Genomic DNA, 14,334 nt, shown 5'->3' on the forward strand with positions numbered 1-14,334 from the left:
GGCCCGGGGGGTCCGGCCACCCGGTCTGCTGGGCCGAACGGGGGACGGCGCCCCGTACGCGAAGGGGCCGGAACGGGCCCCTACGATCAGGCGCCGACCGCGTGCAGACCGCCGTCGACGTGGATGATCTCCCCCGTGGTCTTGGGGAACCAGTCGCTCAGCAGCGCGACGACACCGCGGCCGGCCGGCTCGGGGTCGGCGAGGTCCCACTCGAGCGGGGCCCGGTGGTTCCAGACGTCGGCCAGCTCGCCGAAGCCCGGGATGGACTTGGCGGCCATGGAGCCGATCGGGCCCGCCGAGATCAGGTTGCAGCGGATGTTCTGCTTGCCCAGGTCCCGGGCGATGTAGCGGGAGGTGGCCTCCAGCGCCGCCTTGGCCGGGCCCATCCAGTCGTACTGGGGCCAGGCGAACTGCGCGTCGAAGGTGAGGCCGACGACAGAACCGCCCTCCTGCATCAGCGGCAGGCAGGCCATGGTGAGCGACTTCAGCGAGTACGCCGAGACGTGCATCGCGGTGGCGACGGACTCGAACGGCGTGTTGAGGAAGTTGCCGCCGAGGGCGTCCTGCGGCGCGAAGCCGATGGAGTGCACGACGCCGTCGAGGCCGCCCAGCTCCGCGCCGACCACGTCGGCGAGGGAGGCCAGCTGCTCGTCGTTGGTGACGTCGAGCTCGATGACCTTGACCGGCTTGGGCAGCTTCTTGGCGATGCGCTCGGTCAGCGTGGGCCGCGGGAACGCCGTGAGGATGATCTCGGCACCCTGCTCCTGGGCGAGCTTCGCGGTGTGGAACGCGATGGAGGACTCCATCAGCACGCCGGTGATGAGGATGCGCTTTCCAGCGAGGATTCCGCTCATGGTGCTCAGTGACCCATACCCAATCCGCCGTCGACGGGAATGACGGCTCCGGTGATGTATGCCGCCTCGTCGGAGGCGAGGAAGCGGACCGAGGAGGCGATCTCCTCGGGCTGCGCGTAGCGGGCCAGCGGGACCTGGCTGACGATGTTCTTCCGCTGCTCGTCGGTGAGCACACGGGTCATGTCGGTGTCGACGAAGCCGGGGGCGACGACGTTGACGGTGATGTTGCGCGAGCCGAGCTCACGGGCGAGGGAGCGCGCGAAGCCGACCAGGCCGGCCTTGGACGCGGCGTAGTTCGCCTGGCCCGCCGAGCCGAGCAGCCCCACCACGGAGGAGATCAGCACGATGCGGCCCTTGCGGGCGCGCAGCATCTTCCTCGACGCGGCCTTGACCACGCGGAAGGTGCCGGTGAGGTTGGTGTCCACGACGGACGTGAAGTCGTCGTCGGACATCCGCAGCAGCAGCTGGTCGCGGGTGACGCCGGCGTTCGCCACCAGCACCTCCACCGCACCCTGCTGGGCCTCGATCTCCTTGAACGCCTGCTCGACCTGCTCACCGTCGGTGATGTCGCACTTGACGGCGAAGAGCCCCTCCGGGGGCTCGCCCGAGCGGTAGGTGACGGCGACCTTGTCGCCCGCGTCGGCGAACGCCCTGGCGATGGCGAGGCCGATGCCCCGGTTTCCTCCGGTGACGAGAACCGAGCGGCTCAACGGATCACCCTTTCCCTAGAGGTCTGGTACTCCAGAAAACTATCTGCCTACCTCGCGGTACGGGGAATCGACCCCCGACAGGGGCGTGTGCGAGTCGCTGTCGAGTCTCTACAGAAAACCGCAGGCGGGCGGATTGTCGGAGCGGCATGATTCACTGCGGAGACCTTGACGATTGGACAGAACGGGAGGCCGTCGTGCCCCACGAGGTCGATCAGTCATTCCTGGCGCTGCCGCTGCGGGCGCTCGCGGACGCGGCGCTGGCACGCGCCCGCGCCCTGGGAGCCGAGCACGCGGACTTCCGTCTCGAGCGGGTGCGCAGCGCCTCGTGGCGATTGCGTGACGGCAGGGCGTCCGGGTCGTCGGACACCACGGACGTCGGCTACGCGGTGCGCGTGGTGCACGGCGGGGCGTGGGGCTTCGCCTCCGGGGTCGACCTGACGATGGACGCCGCGGCGCGCGTGGCCGGGCAGGCGGTCGCGATGGCGAAGCTGTCGGCCAAGGTGATCGCCGCGGCGGGCTCCGACGAGCGGGTGGAGCTGGCGGCCGAGCCGGTCCACTCCGACAGGGTGTGGGTCTCCTCGTACGAGACCGACCCCTTCGAGGTGCCCGATGCCGACAAGACGGGTCTGCTGTCCGAGTGGAGCGGCCGGCTGCTGGCCGCCGACGGCGTGTCGCACGTCGACGCCTCCCTGATGACCGTCCACGAGAACAAGTTCTACGCGGACACGGCGGGGACGACCACGACCCAGCAGCGGGTACGGGTGCACCCGGAGCTGACCGCCGTCGCGGTGGACCCGGAGTCCGGGGAGTTCGACTCGATGCGCACCCTGGCGCCGCCGGCCGGCCGCGGCTGGGAGTACCTGACCGGCACCGGCTGGGACTGGGACGCGGAGCTCGCGGAGATCCCCGGGCTGCTCGCCGAGAAGATGGCGGCGCCCCCGGTGGAGGCGGGCTCGTACGACCTCGTGGTCGACCCCTCGAACCTGTGGCTGACCATCCACGAGTCGATCGGCCACGCCACCGAGCTGGACCGTGCGCTGGGCTACGAGGCCGCCTACGCGGGCACCTCCTTCGCGACCTTCGACCAGCTGGGCACGCTGCAGTACGGCTCCCCGCACATGAACGTCACCGGTGACCGCACCGCCGAGCACGGCCTGGCGACCATCGGCTACGACGACGAGGGCGTGGCCGGGCAGTCCTGGGACCTGGTCAAGGACGGCGTCCTGGTCGGCTACCAGCTCGACCGCAGGATCGCCCGGCTCACCGGGTTCGAGCGCTCCAACGGCTGTGCCTACGCGGACTCCCCCGGCCACGTCCCGGTGCAGCGGATGGCGAACGTGTCGCTGCAGCCCGCGCCGGACGGGCCGTCCACGCAGGAGCTGATCGGCGGCGTCGAGCGCGGCATCTACGTCGTGGGCGACCGCTCCTGGTCGATCGACATGCAGCGCTACAACTTCCAGTTCACCGGCCAGCGCTTCTTCAGGATCGAGAACGGCCGGCTGGCCGGGCAGCTGCGCGACGTCGCCTACCAGGCCACCACCACCGACTTCTGGGGCTCCATGGAGGCCGTCGGCGGGCCGCAGACCTACGTCCTGGGCGGCGCCTTCAACTGCGGCAAGGCCCAGCCGGGTCAGGTCGCCGCCGTCTCGCACGGCTGCCCCTCCGCGCTCTTCCGCGGCGTCAACATCCTCAACACCACGCAGGAGGCCGGTCGATGAGCTCCGTTTCGAAGCCCCACGAGATCGTCGAGCGCGCCCTGGAACTGTCCCGGGCGGACGGCTGCGTCGTCATCGCCGACGAGGAGTCCTCGGCCAACCTGCGCTGGGCGGGCAACGCGCTGACCACCAACGGCGTGACGCGGGGCCGCACCCTCACGGTGATCGCCACGGTGAACGGCTCCCAGGGCACCGCCTCGGGCGTGGTGTCCCGCGCCGCGGTCACCGCGGACGAACTGGAGCCGCTGGTGCGGGCCGCCGAGGCGGCCGCGCGCGCCGCCGGCCCCGCCGAGGACGCCCAGCCGCTGGTCGAGGGGGTGCCGGCGAGCGCCTCCTTCACCGAGCCGCCGGCCGAGACCTCATCCGAGGTGTTCGCCGCCTTCGCGCCCGCCCTCGGCGAGTCCTTCGCCGCGGCCCGGGCCGGCGGCCGGCGGCTGTACGGGTTCGCCTACCACTACGTCACCTCCACCTACCTGGGCACGTCCTCGGGGCTGCGGCTCCGGCACGACCAGCCCAGCGGGACCCTGGAGCTCAACGCCAAGTCGCAGGACATGTCGCGCTCGGCGTGGGCCGGGGCCGGCACGCGCGACTTCACCGACGTCGACCCGGCGGCCCTGGACGCCGACCTGGCGCAGCGCCTGGCCTGGGCCGAGCGCCGGATCGACCTGCCCGCCGGGCGGTACGAGACGCTGCTGCCGCCCTCCGCCGTGGCGGACCTGGTGATCTACCAGCAGTGGAGCGCGTCGGCCCGGGACGCCGCGGAGGGCCGTACGGTCTTCAGCCGGCCGGGCGGGGGCACCCGGGTCGGCGACAAGCTCTCGGAACTGCCGCTGACGCTGCGCAGCGACCCGGCCGAACCGGGGCTGGAGTCGGCGCCGTTCGTCATCGCGCACGCCTCGGGTGACGCCGCGTCGGTCTTCGACAACGGGCTGCCCGTCGAGGCGACCGACTGGGTGCGCGAGGGCGTGCTCAACCGCCTGTCCACCACGCGGCACAGCGCCGCTCTGACCGGGCTGCCGTTCACGCCGTCCGGGGGCAACCTGATCCTGGACGGCGGCGGCAAGCGGTCGCTGGAGGAGATGGTGGCGGACACCGAGCGCGGTCTGCTGCTGACCTGCCTGTGGTACATCCGCGAGGTGGATCCGGCCACCCTGCTGCTGACCGGGCTGACCCGGGACGGGGTCTACCTGGTGGAGGGCGGCGAGGTGACCGGTGTGGTCAACAACTTCCGGTTCAACGAGTCGCCGGTGGACCTGCTGGGCCGGGCCACCGAGGTGGGCCGCACCGAGCGGACGCTGCCGCGCGAGTGGAGCGACTGGTTCACCCGGGCCGCGTTCCCGGCGATGCGGGTCCCGGACTTCAACATGAGCTCGGTCAGCCAGGGGGTCTGACCAGGACGATGGGTGGGGCGATGGACGAGAAGCAGACGGTCAAGGTCTCGAAGTTCCTGGCGCGGGTGCTGCGGCACGACCCGGCCTCGATCGGGATCACCCTGGACGAGGCCGGCTGGGTGGACGTGGACGAGCTGATCGCCGCGTCCGGCCGCGCGGGCCGGCGTTTCTCGCGCACCGACCTCGACCACGTCGTGGCCACCAACAACAAGAAGCGGTACGCGTTCTCGGAGGACGGGCGGCGGATCCGGGCCAGTCAGGGGCACTCGGTGGAGGTCGACCTCGGGCTGTCGCCGGCGGAGCCGCCGGCCGTCCTCTTCCACGGCACGGCAAGCACCACCCTGCCGATCGTGCTGCGCGAGGGGCTCAAGCCGATGTCCCGGCAGGACGTCCACCTGTCCGCAGACGTGGAGACGGCCGTGCGCGTCGGTGCGCGGCACGGCCGTCCGGTGGTGCTGGCGGTGGACGCGGCCGGACTGACGGCCGCGGGCCACGAGTTCCGGGTGAGCGCCAACGGCGTGTGGCTCACCGACCTGGTGCCCCCGACGCATCTGCGGCAGCACGTCCTGTGAGCCCTGAGCGGGGCGCCCCCGTCAGGTGGCCGTCCGCCGCCGCCTGCCGCGGATCGAGGCCCACAGCGGGGTGATCACGGCGACCACGAGGATCGCGCCCAGGATCTGGAGCACGTGACGGATCCAGTCGATGCCACCGGTGTGCCGGACGCCGATCCATCCGGCGACCGCGTTGCCCAGGAAGGCGCCGAGGATGCCGCAGATGATGGTGAGCCACCAGGGGATGTCCTGCCTTCCCGGCAGGAGCAGCTTCGCCAGGAACCCGAGCACGATGCCGACGATGATCGCCCAGAACCAGTTCATGCGGCCAGTCTCGGCGTGGCCCCGGTACGCCGCATGCCGAAGGCGGCCATACGCCGTACGGCGGGTGCTGTCACACGCAGACGGCCTCCCCGGTCTCCTCTGCGGCAAACCCACGGCGTACCGTGGACAGTGCCGGAACCGGGTGGCTTCCGGCGTTTCGAGCAGGTGGTGGAACGTGATGCGGAAGCGGAGCGGTACCGAGGTCTTCCGGATCACCGGGACCGCGGCAGGGCTCACCGACGACGTCCGCGGAAGGCAGCGGCGCTACATCATCTCGATGTCGGTCCGCACCCTGTCCTTCATCCTGGCGGTCGTCCTGTGGCACGTCTCGACGCCGCTGGCCTGGATCGCGCTGGTCCTCGGCCTGGTGATGCCGTACATCGCCGTCGTCATCGCCAACGCGGGCCGGGAGAACGCCCCCGGACTGCCGTCGGCCCGGATCGCGCCGCCCGTGCGGCCGGCGCTCGGCCCCGGCGAACCGCTGCTGCCGGCGGAGCGGACCCCGGAAGAGGACGGACGCTCCCCCTCCGGTCAGGTCTGAACCTTTCCACCGCTCCGGGGCTGCTCAGGGGCCGCTCCGAAGCTCAAGAAAACCTCAGATCAATCATGGGGATCCACTCCACTGCGGGCCTTTCCGCGTGACATACTGCGTACGCGCTCCGCATCCCCCGTCGGAGCGACGGACCGACGCCGGGCGGCTCCCCCCGTGGCTGCCCGGCGTCGCCATGTTTGGATGGGGTTCGTGAACGACGAATCCCCGATCTGCTCCGCCAAGGGTTGCCGCGCTCCCGCCGTGTGGGTGCTCGCCTGGAACAACCCGAAGATCCACACGCCCGAGCGCCGCAAGACCTGGCTGGCGTGCGAGGAGCACCGCGAGCACCTCTCGTCGTTCCTGGGCGTCCGCGGCTTCCTGAAGGACGTCGTGCCCTTCGAGGAGTGGGAGTCGAGCTCAGCCGCCGATGGCTGACATGGGCCGCTCGGGCTGCAGGAACGTGGGGTCGTCCAGGCCGGAGCCGGCCTTCTTGCCCCACATCGCGGTCCGCCAGAGCTCGGCGACCTCCTCGTCGGAGCCACCGGAGCGGAGCGCCGCGCGCAGGTCGGTCTCCTCGCGCGCGAACAGGCAGTTGCGCACCTGACCGTCGGCCGTGAGCCGGGTGCGGTCGCAGGCCCTGCAGAAGGGCCGGGTGACGGAGGCGATCACACCGACCCGGGCGGGCCCGCCGTCCACCAGCCAGCGCTCGGCTGGGGCGTGGCCGCGGGCCGCGTCGGGCTCGGCGGTCAGCGTGAACCGGGTCCGCAGGCTCTCCAGGATCTCCTGGGCAGTGACCATGTCGCTGCGCTGCCAGCCGTGCTGGGCGTCGAGCGGCATCTGCTCGATGAAGCGCAGCTCGTAGTCGCGCTCCAGGGCCCAGGCCAGCAGCTCGGGGGCCTCGTCGTCGTTGACGCCGCGCATCAGCACGGTGTTGACCTTGACCGGGGTCAGGCCCGCGGCGTGGGCGGCCTCCAGGCCGCGTACGACGTCCTCGTGGCGCTTGCGGCGGGTGAGGGTCTGGAAGACGTCGGGACGCAGGGTGTCCAGGGAGACGTTCACCCGGTCCAGACCGGCCCCCCTCAGCGCCTGTGCGGTGCGGGCGAGGCCTATGCCGTTGGTGGTCAGGGAGAGCTTGGGGCGGGGCTCCAGCTCCGCGCAGCGCTCGACGATCCCGACCAGGCCGGGGCGGAGCAGGGGCTCTCCGCCGGTGAAGCGGACGTCCTTGACGCCGAGCAGGGTGACCGCGATCCGCACCAGCCGGACGATCTCGTCGTCGGTGAGGAGATCGGGCTTGCCGAGCCACTGCAGGCCCTCCTCGGGCATGCAGTAGGTGCACCGCAGATTGCACCGGTCGGTCAGCGAGACCCTCAGGTCGGTCGCGATCCGGCCGTAGGTGTCGATCAGCACGGCGCGCCTCCCTTTGAGGGTCCGGTCGATGGAACGGCAGTGCCGTCCCGTTACTTCGCAGCCTACGGGACGGCACCGACGTTCAACAGTCTGTTTAATGCGCTCCGGCTCCCGTGAGGGAGCGGACCTCCAGTTCCGCGTACTTGCGGTCGGCGTCCTCTTCCGGCTTGGACAGGAGCGTGCCCACCACACCGAGCAGGAAACCGACGGGGATGGAGACGATCCCGGGGTTCTCCAACGGGAACCAGTGGAAGTCCACGCCGGGGAACATCGCGGTCTCCTTGCCCGAGACCACGGGCGAGAAGACCACCAGGACCACGGAGGTGATCAGACCGCCGTAGATGCTCCACAGCGCCCCGGTGGTGTTGAAGCGCTTCCAGAACAGGCTGTATAGGAGCGTCGGCAGGTTCGCGGACGCCGCGACGGCGAAGGCCAGGGCGACCAGGAAGGCGATATTGAGCTTGCCCGCGAAGATGCCGAGCAGGATCGCCACGGCCCCGATGGCGACCGCCGCGATCTTCGCCGCCGCGACCTCCTCCTTCTCGCTCGCCGTGCCCTTGCGGATGACGTTGGCGTACAGGTCGTGCGCGAAGGACGACGAGGAGGCGAGGGTGAGGCCCGCGACCACGGCCAGGATCGTGGCGAAGGCGACCGCGGAGATCACGGCGAGCAGGATCGCGCCGCCCGTGGAGTCCGCGCCGCCGCCGATCTCCTGGGCGAGCAGCGGGGCCGCGGTGTTGCCGGCCGCGTTGGAGGTGGTGATCGTCTCCGGGGTGAGCAGGGCGGCGGCCCCGAAGCCCAGCGCGATCGTCATCAGGTAGAAGCAGCCGATGATGCCGATCGCCCAGTTCACCGAGGTACGGGCGGCCCGGGCGGTGGGCACGGTGTAGAAGCGGATCAGGATGTGCGGCAGGCCCGCGGTGCCGAGCACGAGGGCCAGGCCCAGCGAGATGAAGTCGATCTTCGAGGTGGCCGTGACGCCGTACTTCAGGCCCGGCTCCAGGAAGGCCGCGCCCTTGCCGCTCTTCTCCGCGGCGGCGCCGAGCAGCGACGACAGGTTCCAGTGGAACTTGGCGAAGACCAGGAACGTGATCAGCAGGGTCCCGCCGATCAGCAGCACCGCCTTGACCATCTGCACCCAGGTGGTGCCCTTCATGCCGCCGATGGTCACGTACAGCACCATGACGACGCCGACGAGGATGACGATCAGGCGGCGCGGCCCCTCACCGGTAATGCCGAGCAGCAGGGCCACCAGGGCGCCCGCGCCCACCATCTGGGCCAGCAGGTAGAAGATGCTGACAACGATGGTCGAGATGCCCGCGGCCGTGCGCACCGGGCGTTGCCGCAGCCGGAAGGCGAGGGCGTCGGCCATGGTGAACCGGCCGGAGTTGCGCAGGGGTTCGGCGACCAGCAGCAGCGCCACCAGCCAGGCGACGAGGAATCCGATCGAGTAGAGGAAGCCGTCGTAGCCGACGAGGGCGATCGAACCCGCGATGCCCAGGAAGGACGCGGCCGACATGTAGTCGCCGGAGATCGCCAGGCCGTTCTGGAAGCCGCTGAAGGAACGGCCGCCGGCGTAGAAGTCGGTGGCGTCCTTGGTCTGGCGGCCGGCCCAGACGGTGATGCCGAGCGTCGCGACGACGAAGACCGAGAACAGGGTGATGATGAGCGGTCGGTGTTCGCTCGCGCCGACCGCGACCACCTGGACTCCCGTGGTGTGCAGCGCGGTCATGCGGTGGCCTCCGTGCTCTCGGTGTCGTCGGTGCCCTGGGGGCCAGGGCCTTCCAGGCTCGCCTTGATGGCGTCCGCGCGGGCGTCGAGCTTGGCGTTCGCGTGCCGGGAGTACCACACGGCGATCCCGAAGGTGGTGGCGAACTGCGCGAGCCCGAAGACGAGGGCCACGTTGATGTGGCCCACGACCTTGGTGTCCATGAAGCCGCCGGCGTAGTTCGACAGCAGGACGTAGAGCAGGTACCAGGTGATGAACGCGACCGTGAGCGGGAACGCGAACGAGCGGTAAGAGCGGCGCAGTTGGGCGAACTCCGCGCTCGCCTGCACCTCGGCGTACGAGTCGGCAGACGGCGGACCGGAGCTTGCCGACGGTCGTGCGGGGTCCACGATGCCTCCTGTGGGGCGGAGCTTGAGAGGGCACGAGCAGGCGACGCGACCCGCGTGGGCGCACGGGGGCGCCGACGTGAGCTACGTCACGTAAAGATCGGACCCGCGCATGGTAGATGCGCGACCACGGCCGCCGACAGGGGGCGGTAGTTGAAAACTGGTTGTTCCTCGGCAACCGGAACTTGAGCTTTCTTTACCAATCCATTGATAGCGCGCCGACGGCGGCGATAGCTTCCAGCGTCATGTACCCGTCCAAGGGCAACACGGCCGCCAGGACGGGCGTTTGGACGATTGGAGATCCCATGGCTCCACTGCCAAGACGGCGCCGCGCCTTCGCGATACCGATCGGTGTCGCGGTGGCGAGTGCTCTCGCCTTCCTGCCGAACGCCGCCTCGGCCGCCACCGCCGGATCCGCCTCGGGCGGCGGCAGTGCCGCGTACGACGGCCCGACGCTGTCGTACGTGGTCAACACCAAGACCGACCGGGGAACCATCAAGTCCGTGGAGCGGGCCGTGTCCCGCAGCGGCGGTGACGTCGTCACCACCTACGACCGGATCGGCGTGATCGTCGTCCACTCGGCGAACCCCGCGTTCGCCTCCGAGATGCGCAAGGTCCGCGGTGTGCAGACCGCCGGGGCGACCCGGACGGCCGCGCTGTCCACGGCGTCGACGACGGAGCTGGGCGCGGTGCAGGAGATCACGGCCGCCGACGCCGCCCGGGCGAAGTCCGCGGCCACCGCCGCGCAGGAGCCGATGGAGCCGGACCAGTGGGACCTGCCGGCCATCAGGGCCGACAAGGCCGCCCGGATCAATCCGGGCAGCCGCAAGGTCACCGTCGCCGTCATCGACACCGGCGTCGACGACACGCACCCGGACCTCACCGCCAACTTCTCCGCCTCGCAGTCCGCCAACTGCGTGGGCGGCAAGGCCGACACCAGCCCGGGCGCCTGGCGCCCGTACACCCCGGACGCCTACCACGGCACGCACGTCGCGGGTGAGATCGCCGCGGCGCGCAACGGGATCGGCGTGGCCGGTGTGGCCCCGGGCGTGAAGGTCGCCTCCATCAAGGTGGCCGACCCCGTCACGCAGCTGTTCTTCCCGGAGAGCGTGGTCTGCGCCTTCGTCTTCGCCGCCGACCACGGCGTCGAGATCACCAACAACAGCTACTACATCGACCCGTGGCTCTACAACTGCTTCGGCGACCCCGACCAGCGGGCCATCGTCGACGCCGTCAACCGGGCCGCGCAGTACTCCCACAAGAAGGGCGTGCTGAACGTCGCCTCGGCGGGCAACTCCAACCACGACCTCGACTCGGACGCGATCGTCGACGCGACGAGCCCCGACGACACCACCCCGGTCACCCGGACCATCGACCCGCACGTCTGCTGGGACATCCCGACCCAGCTGCCGGGCGTCGTCACCGTCTCCGCGACCGGAGTGCAGAAGCTGAAGTCGTACTACTCCAGCTACGGTCTCGGCGTCGTCGACGTCGCGGGCCCCGGCGGCGACCGCTACCAGATCCCCGCCACCCCCTCGGCCAACGGGCGGATCCTGTCCACCCTGCCCGGCAACACCTACGGCTACCTGCAGGGCACGTCGATGGCCAGCCCGCACGTGGCCGCCGTCGCCGCGCTCATCAAGAGCCGCCACCCGCACGCCTCCCCGGAGCAGCTGCAGTGGATGCTCAAGGCCCAGGCCGACGACCCGGGTTGCCCCACGGGTCTGTACGACCCGGACGGCAACGGCGTGCAGGACGCCACCTGCACCGCCGGCCGGCACGTGACCAGCTTCTACGGCCACGGCGTCGTCGACGCCCTGGACGCCGTCACGAAGTGACGCGCCCCGCGTGACACGGGAACGCCCGGCGGGGGATCCCCGCCGGGCGTTCCGCTGTCCGGGCGTTCCGCGTCCGGGCCCGGGTCAGGCCTTGACGAGGACCTTCAGCGCGGTGCGCCCGTCCATCGCCTTGTAGCCGCCGGGGACGCCGTCCAGGCCGACGGTGAGGTCGAAGACCGGGGACGGGTCGATGGTGCCGTCGAGGACGTCCGGGAGCAGTTCGGGGATGTAGGTGCGGACCGGGGCGACGCCGCCGCGCAGGGAGACGTTGCGGTCGAACATGTCGCTCAGGTCGAGGCCGGTGCCGCTGCCGTGCGGGACGCCGACGTAGCCGACGGCGCCGCCGTCGCGGGTGATGGCGACGGCGGTGCGCATCGACTGCTCGGTGCCGACGGCCTCGATGACCGCGTGGGCGCCGTGGCCGCCGGTCAGTTCGCGGACCGCCGCGACGGCGGCCTCGCCGCGCTCGGCGACGACGTCGGTGGCGCCGAAGGTGCGGGCGATCCCGGTGCGGGCCTCGTGCCGGCCGAGCGCGATGATCCGCTCCGCGCCGAGCCGCCTGGCGGCCAGCACACCGCACAGTCCGACCGCGCCGTCCCCGACGACCGCGACCGTGGCGCCGGGCCGCACACCGGCGCCGACGGCGGCGTGGTGGCCGGTGCCCAGCACGTCGGAGAGGGTGAGCAGACCGGCCAGCAGACGGTCGTCGGAGAGCGCCTCGGCGGGCAGCCGTACGAGGGTGGCGTCCGCGAACGGCACGCGCACGGCCTCGCCCTGGCCGCCGTCGGAGCCGACCTGGCCCCAGAAGCCGCCGGCCGGGCAGGAGGTCGTCAGACCCTCCGCGCAGTAGGCGCACGTACCGTCGGACCACACGAAGGGCGAGACGACCAGGTCGCCCGGCTTGAGCCCGGACACCTCGGAGCCGGTCTCCTCCACGACGCCGAGGAACTCGTGCCCGATGCGCTGTCCCGGCTGCCGGGCCGACTCGCCGCGGTACGCCCACAGGTCGCTGCCGCAGATGCAGGCCAGCACCACGCGCACCACCGCGTCGGTGGGCCGCCGGACCGCCGGGTCCGGCACCTCCTCCACCCGTATGTCGTGGGGGGCGTGGATCACGGTCGCGCGCATACGGAGGTCGTCCTCGCTGGTCGTACGAATGGGGTCGTACCACCGTACCGGCCGGTGGCGAGCAGGGACTGCGCCCCCAGATAGGTGAGCATGATCCAGAAGTCGGCCGCCGGGAGCTGCGGGAGGTCGGCGAGCCGGGTCGCGAGCAGGGTGTCGGAGAGCAGGAAGAGCGCCCCGCCCACTGCCGTCGCCCGTGGTCCGAGCGCGGCCGCACCGGCCGCCATCGCCGTCAGCAGCAGGCTGTACGCGGCGACCGGGATCCGCAGCCCGGAGGGCAGGCCCGGCCACACCACGACGAGCGCGGCGACCCACACGACCGTGTAGCCGGCCCCCGTCGCGGCGGCGCGACGCCGGTCGGCGAAGGCCCCGCGGGCGGCGAAAAGTGTGAGGTAACAGACGTGCCCGGCCGCGAAGGCGCCCATCCCAGCGAGGAAGGACGTGTCCCCGCCGAGCTGCAGCAGCACGTCCCCGGCCCAGCCGCACAGCAGCGCGGCGACCAGCAGCCGGGGGCCGCCCCGCAGCGCCGCGCAGACCGCGAGCAGCGGCACCAGGACGGGCTTGGTGAGGTGGTCGGCCGTCACCGACCCCGCGAGCTGGGCGGCCAGGTGGACCACGGCCACCACCGCGAAGGCGGCCAGTGCCGCGCGGGCGGCGCGCTCCCGGGTCACGCCGCCGGCTCCTCGCCCCGCGGACGCCAGCCGGGACCGCGCAGGACGTGGCCCGCCCGGTCGCGCCAGGTGCGGGCGGCGGCGACGTCCCGGGCGATCGAGGCGTACTCGTGGGTGGCCACGCGCAGCGGGTTGAACGTGGTGATGTTCTTGGTGAGTCCGAAGACCGGGCGCTGCACCTCCGCCGCGAAGGAACCGAACAGCCGGTCCCAGACGATCAGGATGCCGCCGAAGTTGCGGTCCAGGTAGCCGCCCTGCGAGGCGTGGTGCACGCGGTGGTGCGAGGGCGTGTTGAGGACGAACTCCACCGGGCGGGGGAGCTTGTCGACGCGCTCGGTGTGGATCCAGAACTGGTAGACGAGGTTGAGCGAGGAGCAGAACGCCAGTGCCGCCGGGTGCACCCCGCAGACGATCACCGGCAGGTAGAACACCCACGACGTCATGCCGGTCCAGGGCTGGCGCAGCGCGGTGGAGAGGTTGAACTTCCGGCTGGAGTGGTGCACCACGTGGGACGCCCACAGGATGCGGACCACGTGGTGGCCGCGGTGCTGCCAGTAGTAGAAGAAGTCCTGCGCGAGCAGCATCAGCGGGATCGTCCACCACACCACGGGCACCCGCAACGGGGTGAACGCGTACACAGCGGTGTAGACCGCGAGGATCGGGATCTTCCAGAGGAAGTCGAAGAACAGGCTGCCGAGTCCCATCGACAGGCTCGTCGCGGTGTCCTTGGCGGCGTAGCCGGCGGCGTCCTCGTCCGGATGGATCCGGTAGCTGATCAGCTCCAGGACGGTGAGCAGCACGAACGCGGGTATGGACCACATCACGGCATCGGGCAGTTGCGGCATGCGCGCACCTTAAGGGCGTGCGGCGGCCCCGGCTAGAGGTCGTTACCTGTCGGTTCTACCCGGGGGTACCCCCGGGATTCCGCCCGGTCGGCCCCCTCGGAAGGGCGACGGCCCAACCGGGCCCATGCGACGGGTGGTTGACCCGCGGGTGCCGCGCACGACGGGCCCCGCGCGCCGCCGCTGCCGCCCCGTCCCCGGCGGGATCCGACGGTGCGCCAGGGGCGGGTGGCGGCGGGCACTGTCGGTGGCCGCCCGT

Annotated in this window: 15 protein-coding genes; 6 read left to right on the forward strand and 9 right to left on the reverse strand. The window is 71.5% G+C overall.

Annotation, left to right across the window (positions count from 1 at the left end; translation table 11 throughout):
- Positions 1–86: 86 nt before the first annotated feature.
- Together fabI and fabG are read right to left on the reverse strand one after the other, a co-directional pair.
- Positions 87–854: an enoyl-ACP reductase FabI gene (gene fabI, locus AC1VWI_RS12860; RefSeq protein WP_499511120.1), complete on the reverse strand. Its 768-nt coding sequence runs from the start codon at positions 852–854 to the stop codon at positions 87–89.
- 5 nt (positions 855–859) lie between these two features.
- Entirely contained in the window at positions 860–1,564 is a 705-nt protein-coding gene (fabG, locus tag AC1VWI_RS12865) for a 3-oxoacyl-[acyl-carrier-protein] reductase (RefSeq protein WP_499511121.1), read from the reverse strand.
- 194 nt (positions 1,565–1,758) lie between these two features.
- On the opposite strand from fabG, the gene AC1VWI_RS12870 reads away from it, so the two are divergent.
- Genes AC1VWI_RS12870 through AC1VWI_RS12880 form a run of 3 tightly spaced genes read left to right on the forward strand, consistent with a single transcriptional unit; the run spans position 1,759 to position 5,242 of the window.
- On the forward strand, positions 1,759–3,282 hold the full coding sequence (locus AC1VWI_RS12870) for a TldD/PmbA family protein (RefSeq protein WP_499511122.1): 1,524 nt from the start codon (positions 1,759–1,761) through the stop codon (positions 3,280–3,282).
- The gene (locus AC1VWI_RS12875; protein ID WP_499511123.1) at positions 3,279–4,670 is read left to right on the forward strand and encodes a metallopeptidase TldD-related protein; all 1,392 of its coding nucleotides are present in this window, start codon (positions 3,279–3,281) and stop codon (positions 4,668–4,670) included. Before AC1VWI_RS12870 ends, AC1VWI_RS12875 begins: the two co-directional genes overlap by 4 nt.
- A gap of 20 nt (positions 4,671–4,690) precedes the next feature.
- Positions 4,691–5,242 (forward strand): RNA 2'-phosphotransferase, encoded by a 552-nt coding sequence (locus AC1VWI_RS12880; RefSeq protein WP_499511124.1) that lies wholly within the window; start codon positions 4,691–4,693, stop codon positions 5,240–5,242.
- A gap of 21 nt (positions 5,243–5,263) precedes the next feature.
- On the opposite strand, the gene AC1VWI_RS12885 is transcribed toward AC1VWI_RS12880, so the two are convergent.
- Complete coding sequence (locus AC1VWI_RS12885) at positions 5,264–5,545, reverse strand: GlsB/YeaQ/YmgE family stress response membrane protein (RefSeq protein WP_499511125.1); 282 nt, start codon at positions 5,543–5,545, stop codon at positions 5,264–5,266.
- 178 nt (positions 5,546–5,723) lie between these two features.
- Here AC1VWI_RS12885 and AC1VWI_RS12890 point away from each other — a divergent pair, with 178 nt between their 5' ends.
- Positions 5,724–6,086, forward strand: coding sequence for a DUF3099 domain-containing protein (locus AC1VWI_RS12890; RefSeq protein WP_499511126.1), 363 nt, complete (start codon positions 5,724–5,726; stop codon positions 6,084–6,086).
- 201 nt (positions 6,087–6,287) lie between these two features.
- The gene (locus AC1VWI_RS12895; protein WP_499511127.1) at positions 6,288–6,512 is read left to right on the forward strand and encodes a hypothetical protein; all 225 of its coding nucleotides are present in this window, start codon (positions 6,288–6,290) and stop codon (positions 6,510–6,512) included.
- On the opposite strand, the gene moaA is transcribed toward AC1VWI_RS12895, so the two are convergent.
- From moaA to AC1VWI_RS12910, 3 genes are all read right to left on the reverse strand, one after another.
- Positions 6,495–7,484, reverse strand: coding sequence for a GTP 3',8-cyclase MoaA (gene moaA / locus AC1VWI_RS12900; RefSeq protein WP_499511128.1), 990 nt, complete (start codon positions 7,482–7,484; stop codon positions 6,495–6,497). The genes AC1VWI_RS12895 and moaA overlap by 18 nt on opposite strands.
- A gap of 94 nt (positions 7,485–7,578) precedes the next feature.
- On the reverse strand, positions 7,579–9,216 hold the full coding sequence (locus tag AC1VWI_RS12905; RefSeq protein WP_499511129.1) for a monocarboxylic acid transporter: 1,638 nt from the start codon (positions 9,214–9,216) through the stop codon (positions 7,579–7,581).
- Positions 9,213–9,602: a DUF485 domain-containing protein gene (locus AC1VWI_RS12910; protein WP_499511130.1), complete on the reverse strand. Its 390-nt coding sequence runs from the start codon at positions 9,600–9,602 to the stop codon at positions 9,213–9,215. The genes AC1VWI_RS12905 and AC1VWI_RS12910 overlap by 4 nt, the downstream gene beginning before the upstream one ends.
- A 302-nt stretch (positions 9,603–9,904) precedes the next feature.
- Here AC1VWI_RS12910 and AC1VWI_RS12915 point away from each other — a divergent pair, with 302 nt between their 5' ends.
- The gene (locus AC1VWI_RS12915) at positions 9,905–11,437 is read left to right on the forward strand and encodes a S8 family peptidase (protein ID WP_499511131.1); all 1,533 of its coding nucleotides are present in this window, start codon (positions 9,905–9,907) and stop codon (positions 11,435–11,437) included.
- An 84-nt stretch (positions 11,438–11,521) separates the two neighbouring features.
- Here the strand turns inward: AC1VWI_RS12915 and AC1VWI_RS12920 are convergent, their stop codons facing one another.
- From AC1VWI_RS12920 to AC1VWI_RS12930, 3 genes are read right to left on the reverse strand one after another with little or no spacing between them, the layout of a single operon-like run.
- Complete coding sequence (locus AC1VWI_RS12920) at positions 11,522–12,565, reverse strand: zinc-dependent alcohol dehydrogenase family protein (RefSeq protein WP_499511132.1); 1,044 nt, start codon at positions 12,563–12,565, stop codon at positions 11,522–11,524.
- On the reverse strand, positions 12,550–13,233 hold the full coding sequence (locus AC1VWI_RS12925; RefSeq protein ID WP_499511133.1) for a lysoplasmalogenase: 684 nt from the start codon (positions 13,231–13,233) through the stop codon (positions 12,550–12,552). Before AC1VWI_RS12925 ends, AC1VWI_RS12920 begins: the two co-directional genes overlap by 16 nt.
- Complete coding sequence (locus AC1VWI_RS12930; protein ID WP_499511134.1) at positions 13,230–14,078, reverse strand: sterol desaturase family protein; 849 nt, start codon at positions 14,076–14,078, stop codon at positions 13,230–13,232. The genes AC1VWI_RS12925 and AC1VWI_RS12930 overlap by 4 nt, the downstream gene beginning before the upstream one ends.
- Positions 14,079–14,334 lie beyond the last annotated feature (256 nt).

This window comes from Streptomyces sp. TOM-9 (assembly GCF_056858595.1).